Annotated in this window: 14 protein-coding genes; 3 read left to right on the plus strand and 11 right to left on the minus strand. The window is 57.5% G+C overall.

Annotated features, from left to right (window positions below; translation table 11 throughout):
* Nucleotides 1–55: 55 nt before the first annotated feature.
* Together AN476_RS11660 and AN476_RS11665 are read right to left on the minus strand one after the other, a co-directional pair.
* The gene (locus AN476_RS11660) at nt 56–1,216 is read right to left on the minus strand and encodes an IS30 family transposase (RefSeq protein WP_054461763.1); all 1,161 of its coding nucleotides are present in this window, start codon (nt 1,214–1,216) and stop codon (nt 56–58) included.
* 124 nt (nt 1,217–1,340) lie between these two features.
* A complete protein-coding gene (locus AN476_RS11665) occupies nt 1,341–1,760 on the minus strand; it encodes a DUF4345 domain-containing protein (protein ID WP_054461764.1) in 420 nt (139 codons plus the stop codon).
* Nucleotides 1,761–1,885: 125 nt separating this feature from the next.
* Between AN476_RS11665 and AN476_RS11670 the strand changes: the two genes are divergently transcribed.
* On the plus strand, nt 1,886–2,482 hold the full coding sequence (locus AN476_RS11670; protein WP_054461765.1) for a TetR/AcrR family transcriptional regulator: 597 nt from the start codon (nt 1,886–1,888) through the stop codon (nt 2,480–2,482).
* Nucleotides 2,483–2,595: 113 nt separating this feature from the next.
* Here the strand turns inward: AN476_RS11670 and AN476_RS11675 are convergent, their stop codons facing one another.
* Genes AN476_RS11675 through AN476_RS11685 form a run of 3 tightly spaced genes read right to left on the minus strand, consistent with a single transcriptional unit; the run spans nt 2,596 to nt 4,337 of the window.
* Complete coding sequence (locus tag AN476_RS11675; protein WP_054461766.1) at nt 2,596–3,495, minus strand: HNH endonuclease; 900 nt, start codon at nt 3,493–3,495, stop codon at nt 2,596–2,598.
* Between the two features lie 4 nt (nt 3,496–3,499).
* On the minus strand, nt 3,500–3,796 hold the full coding sequence (locus tag AN476_RS11680) for a hypothetical protein (protein ID WP_157063748.1): 297 nt from the start codon (nt 3,794–3,796) through the stop codon (nt 3,500–3,502).
* A gap of 4 nt (nt 3,797–3,800) precedes the next feature.
* Nucleotides 3,801–4,337, minus strand: a complete 537-nt coding sequence (locus AN476_RS11685) for a helix-turn-helix domain-containing protein (protein WP_253279889.1) — start codon at nt 4,335–4,337, stop codon at nt 3,801–3,803.
* Nucleotides 4,338–4,590: 253 nt separating this feature from the next.
* On the opposite strand from AN476_RS11685, the gene AN476_RS11690 reads away from it, so the two are divergent.
* Nucleotides 4,591–5,685: a tyrosine-type recombinase/integrase gene (locus tag AN476_RS11690; RefSeq protein WP_054461769.1), complete on the plus strand. Its 1,095-nt coding sequence runs from the start codon at nt 4,591–4,593 to the stop codon at nt 5,683–5,685.
* 108 nt (nt 5,686–5,793) lie between these two features.
* On the opposite strand, the gene AN476_RS11695 is transcribed toward AN476_RS11690, so the two are convergent.
* Together AN476_RS11695 and AN476_RS11700 are read right to left on the minus strand one after the other, a co-directional pair.
* Nucleotides 5,794–6,966 carry an alanine racemase gene (locus AN476_RS11695; protein WP_054461770.1) on the minus strand — a complete coding sequence of 391 codons (1,173 nt, stop codon included), beginning with the start codon at nt 6,964–6,966 and terminating at the stop codon, nt 5,794–5,796.
* A complete protein-coding gene (locus AN476_RS11700; protein WP_054461771.1) occupies nt 6,963–8,213 on the minus strand; it encodes a D-arabinono-1,4-lactone oxidase in 1,251 nt (416 codons plus the stop codon). Before AN476_RS11700 ends, AN476_RS11695 begins: the two co-directional genes overlap by 4 nt.
* 151 nt (nt 8,214–8,364) lie before the next feature.
* On the opposite strand from AN476_RS11700, the gene AN476_RS11705 reads away from it, so the two are divergent.
* Nucleotides 8,365–8,676: a DUF1272 domain-containing protein gene (locus AN476_RS11705; RefSeq protein WP_054461772.1), complete on the plus strand. Its 312-nt coding sequence runs from the start codon at nt 8,365–8,367 to the stop codon at nt 8,674–8,676.
* A gap of 4 nt (nt 8,677–8,680) precedes the next feature.
* Here the strand turns inward: AN476_RS11705 and AN476_RS11710 are convergent, their stop codons facing one another.
* From AN476_RS11710 to AN476_RS11725, 4 genes are all read right to left on the minus strand, one after another.
* Nucleotides 8,681–9,349 (minus strand): ureidoglycolate lyase, encoded by a 669-nt coding sequence (locus AN476_RS11710; protein WP_054461773.1) that lies wholly within the window; start codon nt 9,347–9,349, stop codon nt 8,681–8,683.
* 150 nt (nt 9,350–9,499) lie between these two features.
* On the minus strand, nt 9,500–11,950 hold the full coding sequence (locus AN476_RS11715) for an FAD-dependent oxidoreductase (protein ID WP_054461774.1): 2,451 nt from the start codon (nt 11,948–11,950) through the stop codon (nt 9,500–9,502).
* 86 nt (nt 11,951–12,036) lie between these two features.
* Nucleotides 12,037–13,047: a GlxA family transcriptional regulator gene (locus AN476_RS11720; RefSeq protein WP_054461775.1), complete on the minus strand. Its 1,011-nt coding sequence runs from the start codon at nt 13,045–13,047 to the stop codon at nt 12,037–12,039.
* Nucleotides 13,048–13,228: 181 nt separating this feature from the next.
* Nucleotides 13,229–15,676 (minus strand): FAD-dependent oxidoreductase, encoded by a 2,448-nt coding sequence (locus AN476_RS11725; protein ID WP_054461776.1) that lies wholly within the window; start codon nt 15,674–15,676, stop codon nt 13,229–13,231.
* Nucleotides 15,677–15,682 lie beyond the last annotated feature (6 nt).

A 15,682-nucleotide genomic window follows, 5' to 3' on the forward strand; every position in this document is an offset into this window, starting at 1 on the left:
CCGCACTGCGGACACTGGACTTGACAGTTACGAATGACTGCAACGCGGGGTGGTTTCAACGGATCGACGCAACACATGCGTTAAACCGTTCTGCTGGAGTTTCGTATCCCAGCGTTTTTCGAGGTCGTTCGTTCAGTTGTCTTGCGACTGCGCTGAGCTTTGCCTGACTATGTATCGACAAATCGGTGCCTTTTGGGAAGTACTGTCTCAACAAACGATTTGTGTTCTCGTTTGTGCCGCGCTGCCAAGGTGAGTGTGGTTCGCACAAGAAGACGTCGATGTCAGTGGCTAAGGTGAAGGTCTTGTGACCTGCCATTTCTGACCCCCGGTCCCATGTTAGAGAACGATACAGCTCCTTGGGCAGTTTACGGGATTGTTTGATGAGCGCTTGAATGACGCTGTGGCTGTCTTTGTTGCTAACCTTTGCCAACATCACAAATCGGGTGTTGCGCTCGACCAGTGTGGCAATGAAACTGTTGCTTGATCCTGCGATCAAATCACCTTCCCAGTGCCCTGGCACAGTCCGATCTTCTACCTCTGCGGGTCGCTCTCGGATCGAAACAGCGTTGTTGAACTTCCCCAAGCCGCTCCGCTTCAACGTGGCATGGCGTGACCGCCTGATGGACCGTGTGGCACGTAAATGCGCCTGTAGTTCCTTCTTTAAGACGCCCCGCGTCTGAATGAACAGGCTCCGGTAGATCGTCTCATGCGAGATACGTTTGTCTTCCTCATCAGGATGTTCGCGCATCAGCCAGCCTGCGATTTGTTGAGGGGACCACTTACGATGCAGCTTGGTCGAGATCACCCGGCAAAGATAGTCGTTGCCGATCAGCTTACAGGGCTTTGGACGGTGGGCTCGATCCCAGGCCTTCGCGTCGGACCTGGCTGCACGGTAATCTTTTGTGCTGCCATTGCGAAGAACTTCACGGCAGATGGTTGAAGGCGCCCGATGGAGGCTGCGCGCAATGGACCTCAGCGACTGCTTGGCGACAAGGCCCCGCGATATCTCTTCCCGCTCACCGAGTGTCAGCGCCAATCGAGACCGCTTCCAGGCTGTTGGTCTGATGCCACCAGTGCGCTCAAGTAGCGGGTAAATTGAAGACGATGCGCGATCAAACACACGCCCAATCGAGCTCATCGACTCCCCGCGCTGCCATCGATCCCATATCTCCGCCTTCTGCTTCTCTGAGAAAAATATCCGCTTCCGATAGGCCATGACTTACACTCCATCTTTCCAAAAAGACTAAAGTGTTGCGTCGATCCGTTGAAACCACCGGACATAGCTGACCTCTAGATTAATCGAGTAAACGTCCGCTATCAGGGTTTTTGGCCTCGAACACTTATATGTCCCGCTTTCCAGACGCTATCAGCCACCACGCGAGCAGCGGAAAACCAATCAGCTCAAATGCCAGTGATGGAGCAATCGCAGCGCTAAGTATTACCTCAGTGTTCATGCCACTCAGTCGAAACAGACCCGCGATCGCGATCACGGCCGACAGAGCAATCAGGATTGAGCGAAAACTGCGCATTGCAAAGCCGCCAATCATGAATAAAGCACCGACGCCAAACCAGATCCCACCAATGAACCGTATATGGCTGTCTTGGGCATTGAATGTTGCAACATCCGTGATCGAAACGAAATCACGCGTCGATTGCCATCCCAGTGTCTTTATCCCGCCTAGGCCAATATTCAATCCCAGAAAAACGATTGCGGTGCCAACGATCACAACAACCGAGTTCAGCAGGTTTACCTTATTCATCTCACTTCTCCGGAATGCTAGCCTTGTAGTGCTTATTAATCGGTACGCGTTCTATAATAATGTGATCTTGACAGGGCAAGGATTATTTGGGACGCGTACTAAAATAAGTTTGAAAGGGCCTAACCATGGCTAGAACCGCTGGCAGGCCACCCCGCAGTAAGGCTGAAACTCTGGAGTTCCGTTCAAAGATCGGGAAGCACGCGCTTGATATCTACCGGACGGAAGGCTACGGAGCGGTTTCCATGCGCCGTCTGGCCAAGGAGGTCGGATGCGCGCCGATGACAATCTACGCTCATTTTGAGGGCAAGACCGATATTCTACGATACCTATGGGCAGACGTCCTTGCGGACATGTCCAATGACATCGAGACAACGCTGAATTCGGTCGTTGGTGCGCGAGAACGGCTGCAATCAGCTGCACAAACCTTCCTCGCCTATTGGATTGACCACCCCGATCATTTTCGACTTGTATTTATGTCCAACGACGTGACGCGGGCGGATGTCAGTAAGTTCGTTATGGACGAAGACACCTTGGCCCACTTCCGGGTGTTTTCGGGTTTGATCAGAGAGGTTCATCCGGAAAGACATGACGTCAAAGTGAGTTCTGACACGCTCATATCTGGATTGATCGGCATTGCTCTGTGTATGAACACCGTTGCTGATTACCCATGGTCCAACGCGACCTCGATGACCAACCAGTTACTATCGAGCATCACTGCGTAAACCGTTTCGCAATTTGAGGAAAAGCTGACGTTCGTGCATCTTGCAGCATCGGTGAGTGTGGGCTCATTCCGGCCGTTAGCTGCGTTTTGCACCAAGGTCCGCACTGAATATCGTTAATGCTTGAAACAATTCTCTCTGTGCCAGGTTACAAACTCGGTCCTTGGCCGGTTGGCGAGGCGGTCCGGCACCAAGATTTTGCCGGACGAGTTGATCATCGATGTCACAGCTTCGATATCGTTGCTTTGTCGGGAAACCAGAATTGTCAGGTCGTCTGCCAACCCTACGAGGCCGCGATCAAACATCCAATGCGCGGTTCCGGACAGGGCGAGTCCGTTGCTGACAATGTCGGGGCCGTCATGCTCTACAGGTCTGATATGAGCGGCTTCTACTTCAGCGCGGCCACCGCCATTGATCAGACGTAAACCAGTGATGGCGCAGCGCTCGCCGTAGGCGCGCAGGACGTTCTTTCTGAAATTGCGATCGCGAACCGCGCGATTGGTCAGCTGGTTGACGCGTTCCCGTGCGGGCATGTGTTGGAAAGGTGTTTGCGCGTCCTGAAAACCTGGCAACTGCGTCGTGTCGCCCACGCGAGGCAGGATGTCCTCATCTCGCCCAAGTCCACGTTCGACTATTCGGGCAAAGTCTTCAGTTGAAAGGGTTCTTACCGCGGCTTGCGCGCGTCCAGATATCTTGCCTTGATCGTTCAGCAATCCTCTTTCGACGATTGAGTTTTCGTCTCGAAATGAAACAGGGTCGCCGAAATCAAGATACGTTCCTGGCTCGATGACCACCAAGAAAATGTCCTGCTTCCTAGGATCCGGAATGATTTCCTGCACTTTGGCGACAGCAAAACACCCTTTGGTCTCTTTGACCTTGCTTGGCTCTAGGTAGACGATCCAATCCCCTTCGCACTGTTGGGCACGCGAGAGGTATTGCTTGGGAAACTGATACCGCTCCGAGGGAATGTCGTCGTAGATCGAGTCGCTGCGGTGGATGAAGATACCGAAGGCCATCGGATCACCCGCGTTGGAGACGTTCCAGTTTTCGATCGGCCGCGCGTAGGGTCAGCACCGCACCTGTCAAAAATGGAAGTGCCAAGCCAGCCGCAGCAATTGCAAAAATCATGATGGTGGCCAAAACTGAGTATTCAGCAGTCTGTTGTGCCAATGATAGTCTGCCCAAGCCAATCAGGTAGAACACGCTGGTTCCCAGAAAGATCAAGTAAAGCGGGCCAAAGGGTTCGATCACCTCACGGCGGGTGCGCTCCAAGACCGAATGTCGCAACATATTCCAGCGTTTGCTTGCCTTGTTCACCAGACTACTCCCTTACCAGCTCGATCCATGTGTGCACGTCATCATCCGTCACTTCACGGCCTTCGACATGCGATTGATACCAGCGGGCGATTATGGCCCCGCGCTTTTCGCTTTTGATTTTTATGCCCTCATCGGTGAGGTGCTTATCCAGCGAGCTTTCGATGTGTTTGAGCGCTTCGAAATCATGCCCAGCCCGAATGGATTTGGTGCCGAGTAGCAGCCAGGGCACGTCAACCTCGAACCGCTCACCCATCGCGACCAAGGCTTCTACAGGTATTCCGCGCTGGCCCTTTTCGTAGCTGTGATACGCGCGGGGTGAGACGCCGATAGCTTCCGCCATAGCCGCTTGTGAGAAGCCGATTTCATTGCGAGCAATGGTGAGACGAGCACCCATTGCAGCAAAAAGATCAGCATGTTTCTGCGGCATCTGAATTTTCCAATTGACTACTTCGCCGAAGTTCGCGAACTTTGCAAAAAATGACGAACATTTACAGTTAATCCCATCTGACCACGTCAGAAGGTGCAGAACAAGCGATTCCATGCGTATCGCCGATTCAACTTAAGCGGACAAGGACAACTGAAATGGCAGAGACCAACTATTCAGACAGCTCTCAGATCCTGGGGCTTGGTAAAACGCCTGCGCAGTGGGTCGAAGTCATGGCCGGGATGGGGATCGACATTTCAGAACGCACATTGCGAGAGCGCGCCAATGAGACCGGCGCTTTTTACCGCCTTGGGCGGACCATGCTCATCACGCCCGCGCAGATTGATACGATTTTTGAAGGAGGCCAGTCATGCCGCTCCAAATTTACAAGAGGGGCCGTGTCTACTGGGCCAAGGGGTGGATTGAATACAACGGCAGGCCAATCGCCGGCCCATACCGGCGAAGCACTAAGGCATCTACAGAAGAAGGCGCACGGGACTGGATAAACCATGAGACCGAACGGCAAATCCGTCGCTATGTCGTGGGCGACGAACCGAGCAATACGTTCTCCGATGCCATTATGCTCTACAACGCTTCGCCTAAGGCAGCGAAGCAGTTGATCCCGATTGTCGAAGCAATCGGCGACCTGTCGCTAGGCGCGATATCTGGTGCGCTATTGAAGAGCCTTGGACCAAAGCTGAAACCTAAAGCTTCGACCGATACTTGGTGGCGCGAAATCGTGACGCCCGCGAGTGCGGTGATCAACAACGCACACGAGCTGGAAGGCACGCCTCTGATCCGCGTGAAGCCCTACGACAAGTTCGAGCGGATCGCTCAGGACAAGCGGCGAGGGAAGCTCAGCCGCGTGGAGCGCACGCCAGCTGACAAGGAATGGATCGAGGCTTTTTGCCGTGCCGCGGATCCATACAATGCCGCGCTGGTCCGATTTATGTTTGAAACGGCTGCACGGATTGATCAAGCCGTATCATTGGAGCCTGATGACCTTCGACCGCATGAAAACAAAGCCCGTGTAAAAGCGCAGAAGGGCCATTCGGAAAGTTGGATCACCGTCTCCCCTCAGATGATGGACGAGCTGCTCGCGTTGCCGCCTAAGCGCCCAAAGAACCGGAAGACCGGCAAGCTGATGAAGGCGCGCATCTTCGGCTATGGCAGCTCGACAGGTTACAACACGCGCTGGAAGACGATCTGCAAGCGCGCGGGCATCCCGTACCTCTCGGCGCACCCGGCAGGACGGCACGGGTTCTTCACCGAACTGGTCGTGCGCCAAGGGGTCGATCCGGTCACAGCGGCTAAAGCTGGGCGATGGTCAGACCCCAATTTACCCATGCGCATCTATGCCCACGCAGAGACCGATGAAGCCGACATCAGGGCCCGTTTTCGTACAAACCACGTACAGAATGACGCTGTACAAACACCCAACTCTAAGAAATCACAAAAGGAATAGCGTTATGAACGCATCCCTCCTAAGGGGCAGGTTGCAGGTTCGAATCCTGCCGGGGTCGCCATTTCGCCAAGTGCCGTTTCGTTCTTTCCAGTCGGGCCTTGGCATAACCTAGTGCAGATGGCTGAGCGCAGACCAGACTTCGGTGATCTGCCCCTCCAACAGCACCAAAACCTCGCCGAATTCAGGGATGACCGCTTCGCTTTGGCTGGGGTGCAGAAAAGCAAAGTGATCCACCGGCGAGGTCGCGAGCTGTGGTCCCGTCCAAACCTCCTGATTGGAAGAACGCCCAAAAATGCCAGAATACCCATAGCCCTGAGGATGCACCGGCCACCCTTTCCAATAGCCACCATAGATGGCCAGATTGGCCCGGCGGTGCCACTTCAATAGAGCGCTCAGCCGCTCCAGCCCCGGCATTGGGTTATTGGTGCGGTATTTCAGGATCGGCGTGGCGATGAACAGGGCCGGTTGAAAGCCCTGCGTGGCTGGCAGAACAAAATCCTGCGGCTTGACCAGCACCGAGCCCAGCGAGACCTCACTCACCCCCTGGCCGCCCCCGTAATTGGCAAAACTCAGACTGCCACCGGTATTGACCAGCGGGGCGGCCCCATTTGCCCCCTCAATGCCCCGCTGTTTCAACAGATCCGCCGCCGCACACAGGGCGCGTTCAACTGCAGCTTTGGCGCTTTTGCCTAGGGGGGCAGGCAGTTTGGCCAGATGCGGCTCATAGCCCATCACACCCTCGATATGCAGGCCCGGCATCTGCTGCATCTCGGTGATCATGGCGGCAAGATCCGCCGGTTCCACCCCGCCACGGTGCAGACCGACATCCAATTCGATGGCCACCCGCAGGTCAATCCCGAATGCTGCGGCCAGCTCCGCATATTGCCGCGCCCGGCACGGGGTATCGATCAGCCATATCACCTGATCCTGCGCGGTTTCGCGCTGTGCCAGCACCTGAGCCGCCGCGCCCACGGGCAGGGGTTTTCCCATCAGATGTTCGAGCCCCGGACGTTCCAACAACAGGTCTTGCACCATCGCTGCGGAAAAGGTCATCACCCCCAAAGCGCCAAGCTGTTGCACCGCCAGATCCAGCATCGGCAGGCAGGCCAAAGATTTTGCCACCACCCGCAGCCCCGTGCCGGGCTTTGCGCGGCTGCGGGCCAGGGCCAGATTCGCAAGAAACCTGTCCTGGTCGAGCACCAGGCAAGGCAAGCTCTGGTCGTGTTGCTGCAAGGCCCGGTCCCAAAGCGCAAAATCCGGCAGGTTCGCTGAGGCGATCATGGGCGAAACAGCCCCGCCAGAGCCGGTGACAAAAACAGATCCTTTGGGTCCAACCGGGCGCGCAGTTCATCAAACTTGCCCAGGTCAGGATAGAGCGCTTCCAGGTCCTGCCGTTTCAGGCCGTGCAGCTTGCCCCAATGCGGTCGCCCACCTGCAGCGCGAAAGATCGACTCGCAATCGCGAAAGAACCCGGCATAGTTCTGTCCGCCATGCATGTGCACCGCGACCGAGACCCGAGGCCCGCCCTGAAAAGGCGAAAGCCAGGCGCTGTCTCCGGCGGTCTGGCGTACCTCAATCGGGAACCAAACCTCTGGGTGGCGGGTCTCGACCAAGCTGTTGATCTCGCGCAGAACAGCTTCGGCGGCCTCTGGCGGCAGGTGATATTCCATCTCGTTAAAGCGCATTTCGCGGCTGGAGCTGAGCACCCGCCAGCTTTCACCCACATAATCCTCCTCTCCCTGCAGCACCATCATCAAAGCCAGAACCTGGCGCTGCAGCGCCGGGTGTACGCGGCGCAGGGCACTGGCGATCTTCATCACCTGCAGGCCAACGGCATCCAGATCTAGGGGGGATTTACCAGGCGCGGCCTCTGTCACATCATGAGAAATCTGCACACCCTTGCCGCTGTGGGGCAGCAGGAAGAATTCATAGCAGCGGTGCTCTGTCCAGTTGTTATGCATCTGGCCCAAGAGCTGCTCAAAGCTGCGCACCCCAACCCGGCGGCGCAGGTTAAACGCGGGCACAGTGTTCAATTCAATCTCGAGCAGGATACCCAATAGACCCAGGCTGACCTGAACACCCGGCAGATCCTCGCCCCTGATCTCGATGACATCGCCACTGCCCGTCAGCAGCTGGGCTGAGGTCATTTCTGCGGCGATACAGGGCATCTCTCGCCCGGTGCCATGGGTCGCGGTAGACATGGCCCCCGCAAGCGTCTGTACGTTGATGTCCCCAAGATTGCGAAAGGCCTGACCCTTGTTTCCCAGCGCAGCGGACAGCTCGTGCAGCCGGGCATTGGCATTGACCCGCGCCCGCCCCGGTCGACTGCTGATCACTGCCGGGCGCTCCAGTCGATCCAACCGGAGGATCTGTGAGCTCCCTGTCACCAGCGGTGTAAAAGAATGTCCGGCGCCAACAGGTCGCAGCACACCACCGGCGCCGCGCACAAGCGATTGTAGTTGCGCCACGGTGCCTGGGTTTGCCATGGCTGCTGCTGACGTCTGACTTCCTGACCAGTTCTTCCACATACCCTATGCCCTCCGCTGTTGCAGGCAATCTAGACGCAGACCCCCAGGGGCAAACAATACTAACCCCGCGTAAGGCTCCGCACCTTGGGGGAGACTTGACTCTAGCAATGCGCCAGTCACGATTGGGTCGCCAGGAAGACAAGGAAAACGAATGCTGGAACTCAGACCAAACTGCGAGCTCTGTGACCGAGACCTGCCACCGCAGTCTGCCGACGCCCGTATCTGCAGCTATGAATGCACCTATTGCGCCGATTGTGTGGAGCAGCTTTGCAATGTCTGCCCGACCTGTGGCGGCGGCTTTGCGCCGCGCCCGATCCGGCCGCAACAGGCCTATCGAGCGGAGCTAAAGCTGGGTCTGGGTAATCACCCTGCGGGCAGCCAACGCCATCACTCCAGATTCACCTCCGAAGACATCGCCGCCCATGTGGAGCGGATCAAGCATATCCCACCCGAGCAGCGTTAGCGCTTCAGAGATCCTTGATCTTGGCGGCATCCAAGGGGCAGGACAGGTAGACACCAAACTCCTGACCAATGTCCGCACTGACGCGGGCATGTACGGCTCCCTGACGGTCGAGAAAACGCTGGTTGTCTTCCACCGGGAAGATGCCTTCGTGCCAGATGTTGGGGTGAATATAGAATCCCCTGGAACCATCACACCAAAAGGCCACCACCTTTTCCGGGCTCAGATTGTCACCGGGTAGGGCCAGCGGCACGATAAAGGGTTTGTTATCCAGCGGAAAGAACAGCTGCCCCCCGTCGGGGTGGTAATTCATATGCCAGAGCAGCACCTGATCGCGCGGTGCCGTTTGGGCCTCGGTCTGGGCCTGCTGCGGATCTGCGGACCAGCCCAGCACATAGTTACCATTGACGGCTTCGTTCTCGCCATAAAGCACATCGCCACGCCAGTCGCATTTAAACGTGCCCTCGACCCAGCCGCCCTCATCCCCGGTGCCCTCATCAATCGGGCGCCAGCCCTGCTGCGGCCAGCGACTGATTTCGATCTCAAAACCCTCAGCGCTGTCCACCAGCTGCCCATAGCCTTTGACGCGGGCCTCGGTCGCCCGGATCAGCGGCACCTCATGCCAGGGCAGCGAGGGTTTGGAACTGGCTTCAAAGATGTACTCGGGATTGTTCATGTGCGGGAGTCCTGTGGCATCTGTTTGGGGCAATCAAACAGTCCAGCAGACGCAAGCGCAAGCTCATCTGCGACAGCTTCGTTTAGCTGCTACGGAAAAGAGGCAGAGACCTATCACAGCCCCTGCCTCTTTTCACTTTTGCTTGCGTGATCAGACCTTCACACGCTCTGATTTGGGATCATACATCGGCTTCAGGGAGGCCTCAGCACGCACCCGCGTGCCCATGACCTCAATCTCATAAGCAGAGGCCAGCACATCCGCCGCTTTCTCGCCTTCGCAGGGCACATAGCCCATGCCGATGGCCGCCCCCAGCGTGTGACCGTAGTTGCCCGAGCTGATATAACCGACGATCTCACCATCACGGATCAGCGGCTCGTTGTGATAGAGCAACGGCTCGGGATCGGTGAGCTTGAACTGCATCATCCGCATTTTCGGCCCGCTTTCCTTGCGCGCCAGCACAGCATCGCGACCGATGAAATCAGGCTTGTCGGTCTTGACCGCGAAGCCAAGCCCAGCGTCGATCACATGGTCCTCGCAGGTGATGTCATGGCCAAAGTGTCGGAAACCCTTCTCGATCCGGCAGCTGTCCATCATATGCATACCGCAGAGCTTTAGCCCCATGTCCTGCCCCGCCTCATGCAGGGTCTCAAAGGCATGACCGGCCATATCCGCACCGACATAGATCTCCCAGCCGAGTTCCCCCACGTAGGTCACCCGGTGAACCCGTGCCAGCCCCATGCCCAGCTCAATCTCCTGGGCGGTTCCAAAGGGGTTCACCGCGTTGGAAAAGTCATTGGGCGAGACCTTCTCCAGCAGTTTGCGCGCATTGGGGCCCATGACGGCCAGCACGCCTTCGCCTGCGGTCACATCGGTGATCACGACGTTGAAATCACCCTTGTTGCGCATCATCCAGGTCTGGTCCGCCAGACGGGTTATCGCCGGCGTCACCACCAGATAGGCGGTCTCAGTCAGGCGAGTGACGGTCACATCCGCCTCGATGCCGCCGCGCGGGTTCAGGAACTGGGTATAGACGATCTTACCCACCGGCACGGAGAGGTTGGCGCCGCAAACATAGTTGAGGAAACTTTCAGCATCTGGCCCTTCGACCCGCAGCTTACCGAAGGACGACATATCATACATGCCGACGTTTTCACGTACGGCGCGGTGCTCAGCTGCCGAGTTTTCAAACCAGTTCTGGCGTTTCCAGCTGTATTTGTATTCCCGCTCCTGGCCTTCATTGGCAAACCAGTTGGCGCGTTCCCAGCCACCGAGCTCGCCCATCACCGCGCCCTGTTCCAGCAGGTGGTGGTGGAAGGGCGTGCGGCGCACACCGCGGGCGGTGGCCTTTTGACGATAGGGGAAGTGATCGGCATAAAGCAGCCCCAGCGTCTCTTTGGAGCGCTCAAACAGGTAGTGTTTGTTGCCCTGGAAAGGCTGCATGCGGCTGATGTCCACATCGCCGAGATCAAAGGGCTTCTGTCCTTCGTCCATCCATTGCGCCAGCGCCATGCCGGCGCCACCCGCCGACTGAATGCCAATAGAGTTGAACCCGGCGGCCACCCAGAAATTATCCATCTCGGGCGCCAGACCCAGGTGATAGGCGTCATCCGGGGTAAAACTCTCGGGCCCGTTAAAGAAGGTATGGATGCCCGCCTCGGCCAGCATCGGCATTCGGTTGCAGGCGTTTTCCAGAATGGGCTCGAAGTGATCGAAATCTTCCGGCAGCTGGTCAAACTCAAAACTGTCAGGAATGCCCTTCATCGCCCAGGGCTTAGCATTGGGTTCAAATGCGCCCAGCAGCATCTTGCCTGCGTCTTCTTTGTAGTAGGCGCATTCATCCGGCACCCGCAGCACCGGCATCTGCGTCAGGCCCTCGATCGCCTCGGTCACAATGTAGAAATGCTCACAGGCATGCAGCGGCACGTTGACGCCCGCCATACGGCCGACCTCGTGGCCCCACATACCGGCGCAGTTCACCACCATATCGGCCGCAATATGGCCCTGAGCCGCACCATCGTCGCTGACCCAATCAACTCCCGTCACCCGGCGGCCATCCTTTGACAGACCTGTGACCTTGATCCGCTCCTTGACCAGCGCCCCGCGCTGACGTGCGCCCTTGGCCAAAGCCAGTGCGATATTGGCCGGATCGCCCTGCCCATCCTTGGGCAACCAGACGCCGCCGGTGACATCGCCGATGTTCAGATGCTCATAGCGCGCTTTGACCTCTTCGGGAGAGATCTCTTCGACATCCACCCCAAAGGCCCGTGCCATGCTTGCCTGGCGAAAGATCTCTTCGCGGCGCTCTTCGGACAGGGCCACAGTGATCGAACCACAGCGTTTAAAGCCCGTAGCAACACCGGTTTCCGCTTCCAGCGCACCGTATAGCTCCTGGCTGTATTTTGCCAGCTTGGTCATATTGGCAGTGGCGCGCAGTTGCGCGATCAGACCCGCAGCATGCCAAGTGGTGCCAGAGGTGAGCTGCTTGCGCTCCAGCAGGACCACATCCTTCCAGCCCAGCTTGGTCAGATGATAGGCAACCGAGCAGCCAATAACGCCGCCACCGATGATGACCACACGGGCCTGTGTAGGAAGTTCGCTCATGTCAGCACTCCAAAAGAACCTGAGTTTTGCCCTGATTATCACGGTCAGGCGTCACAAAATGTGTCAAAAACGTCAGAGACCTTTGGCTATTCACCGGCTTTCAAGAAATCTGTCGGCATGTCCTCGCCCAGACGGCGGCGTTTGCGCAGGGCAAAAGGCGTGATTCCAAAGACCGATTTATAGAGGGTCGAAAACCCGTTCTGAAAGCCACAGGCGAGGCCGATCTCGCGCACGCTCATGGTGGTGTTCAAGAGCAGATTATTGGCCTTGTTGAGCCGCATTTCGCGGTAGAACCCATTTGGCGTGGTGGCCAGGAAGGTCTTGAACTTGCGCTCTAGTGAGCGCGTGGAAATCCCCAGATCCGCAACAATATCGCCAATTGGCATCGGCTCTTCGATATTGGCCTGCATCAGCCGGATCGCATGGTCCAGATCCCGGTCACCTGTGATCGTGGGCTTGGCCCCGGCAAAGGGCTGAAGCGAGGAATAGTCCCGCACCTGTTCATGCAGCATGATATTGGCGACCGTCATCTGTGCCGCAGCCGAAGTCAACCGACCAATCAAGGCCAGCACAATATCGATGGTAGAGCCCATGCCGGCGCAGGTTATAACGGGTCCGTCTTCACTGGCCAGGGCATGGCTTGCCTCAAACAGCACCTGGCGCTCCCGCAGCAGGGCGGCATTTTCCCAATGGGTTGCGCCAGCAGTGCCCTGATCCTTGAGATAGCGCGCGGCCGCCTCGGCCAGCAGATAGACCCGCGCGCCCCGGTTGGTATAGGTTTTGATCACCCGCCCCATAGAGAGCTCTGGGTGATCCGGATCGGAATTTCCCAGAGCAAAAGCAAAATCCGCTTCCGGGCGGTCGACAAAGGGCTCTGTATTGACCAAGAGCCCCGCTCGGCAGGACATCTGCCCGCCCTTTGCGGATCGGATGCAGATCCGAAAGGGCGGTTGGGCAAGCACCCGATTGGCGATCCGCAGGGTTTCCACCACGGCGGACATTTCCGTCAGCACAAAGCCTTCGGACACCAGAACATCCACCGTCCAGACAGGAGGTGACGAAACGTCCAGCCCAGCAGAGGTCTTTTCACCGCCCATAGCACGCTTCCCCGCTTAGCTGGACCGGGATCAGCCCCACTGCCCCCCCTAAAAGGGAAGCAGGACAACCGGAGTTTTCTTTTTGCATCTGCGGGCCATGTCGGCCCGTGAGGAGAACAGGCTGCAAACTGATTGTTACCATTTCTCTCTCCTCACAGGTCTGAACCACCGCCTGCCTCGACTAGGCGCGCAGGCGCTCATTGGCGGGATCCCACAGGGGCTGGTCTTCTTGTACCAGGGCACGACATTTCTCGCCGTAGATTTCGACCTCAACTTCCGTCCCCGGCACCGCCAGGTCGCTGCGCAGGGTGCCCAGCGCGATGGAGGCATCAACCCGATAGCCATAATCGCCAGAGGTGGTTTCGCCAACGATCTCGCCATCTTTCCAAATGCAGGACATATAGGGCGCATCCGCATCACCGGCCTCGACGATCAGGGTCACAAAGGTCTTCTTTGGCCCCTGCTGTTTTTCGCTCAGGATCGCGGCCTTGCCGGGAAAATCCTGTGGCTTGTCGAGTTTGATGAACCGGCCAAGACCGCCTTCGAGCATGGTGAAATCGGTCGAAAGGTCACCCTTCCAGGTGCGATAGCCCTTTTCAATCCGCAAAGAGTTCAGCGCATACATGCCAAAGGGTTTCGCGCCACCGGCCAGCAGAGCGGCGTAGATTTCAGCCTGATGCGCGTTGGCACAATGCACTTCCCAGCCCAGTTCACCGGCATAGGAAACCCGCGCCAGGAAGGCGGGCTTGCCCGCAACCGTGGCTTCCTGATGGGTCAGCCAGCCCAAGCTCAGATCGGCATCCGAAATGCTCGCGAACAGCTCTCGAGATTTTGGACCGGTCACGATCATGGTGGCAAATTCGGTGGTGTGATCAGTCAGGCTGAGCCCAGCGGGCAGTGCCTTTTTCAGCACCTCAAAGTCATGCCACTGGGCCGAACCCGCGGTGATCATGGTGAAATGATCTTCGCCGTGACGCACACAGGACATCTCGGTCAGGATGCGGCCACGTGTGTCGGAGAAATAGACCAGGTTCATCCGGCCTACCTTAGGCAAACCACCGGTGACCATCCCGCGCAGGAACTCAGCCGCGCCCTCGCCACTCAGGTTGAAACGCGAGAAACCGGGCAGATCGAGCACACCAACACTGTCCCGTACCGCTTCGCATTCTTCCTTGATGCGGCTCTGCCATGGGCCGGAGCGGCTCCAGGTATGGGTGGCTTCTTCAGATGTGTCATCACCAGGTTGCGCAAACCAGTTGGCGCGTTCCCAACCGTTATAGGCGCCCATTTGGCCGCCCAGCGCTTTGATTTGAGCATGCACCTGGCTGACTTTTTTGTCGCGCGCGGCCGGCCATTCGTGATGTGGGAAATGCATGGCATACTCGTTGCCATAAACCTCCATACCCTTCTGGTCGCAATAATCCTGGTCTGTGTAATCGGTATAGCGGCGCGGATCGACCGACCACATGTCCCATTCGGTCTGACCATCGACGATCCATTCCGCCAGCACCTTGCCGGCGCCGCCCCCCTGGGCAATACCAAAGGTAAAGACGCAGGCCTCAAAGGCATTGTCGACGCCGGGCATCGGACCAATCAGCGGCAGACCATCGGGGGCATAGGGGATCGGACCATTGATAACGCTGGAGACGCCAGATGTCGCCATCAGCGGCACCCGCTCCATCGCATCGGTGACGATATCCTCGATCCGGTCCAGATCATCCTGCCACAGCTGGAAAGAGAAATCCTCCGGCATCTGGTCGTCCTCGGTCATCCAGTGGCCACGGCAATTGGGCTCATAGGGGCCAAGGTTATATCCGTTCTTTTCCTGGCGCAGATAGTAGGACACATCCACATCACGGATCAGCGGCAGTTTCTTACCGGTCTCTTTGACATGGGCCTCAATCTCACCGATCTGCTCGGTCAGCAGATATTGGTGCGACATCACCATCATCGGAACGGTGCGCCCGCCATAGGGTTTGAACATCTCGCCAACACGCTGGGCATAATAGCCCGCGGCATTGACCACGTAGTCACATTCGATATCGCCCTTCTCGGTATGCACGACCCAGGTCTTGTCTTCTTTCTGGGTCACCCCTGTGGCCGGGGTAAAGCGCAGGATCTTGGCCCCCATGTCGCGCGCGCCCTTGGCCAATGCCTGGGTCACCTGCGCCGGGTCAATGTCCCCGTCAGTCGGATCCCAGAGCACCCCTTCCAGATCGTGTGTTTCTAGGAAAGGATAATGCGCCTTGGCCTGCTCTGGCGTCCAGATCTCCATCTCGATGCCCTGATAACGGCCCATGGAACAGGCGCGCTCAAATTCCTGCATCCGCTCCTTGCTATGCGCCAGACGGATCGAACCCGTCTGGTGATAGTTCATCGGATAGTCCACCTCTTCACCCAGACGGGCATAGAGCTCGGTCGAATAGCGCTGCATATTCATGATCGACCAGGAGGTGGAAAAGGTCGGCACATTGCCCGCCGCATGCCAGGTGGACCCGGCGGTCAGCTCGTTCTTCTCCAGAAGCACACAATCGGTCCAGCCCTTCTTGGCCAGATGATAGAGGCTAGAGGCGCCAATCACGCCGCCGCCGATGATGACCACACGGGCCTTGGTTGGAAAATCAGACATGTTTGC

Origin of the sequence: Phaeobacter sp. 11ANDIMAR09 (assembly GCF_001294455.1) — a bacterium.
Lineage (GTDB): Bacteria > Pseudomonadota > Alphaproteobacteria > Rhodobacterales > Rhodobacteraceae > Pseudophaeobacter.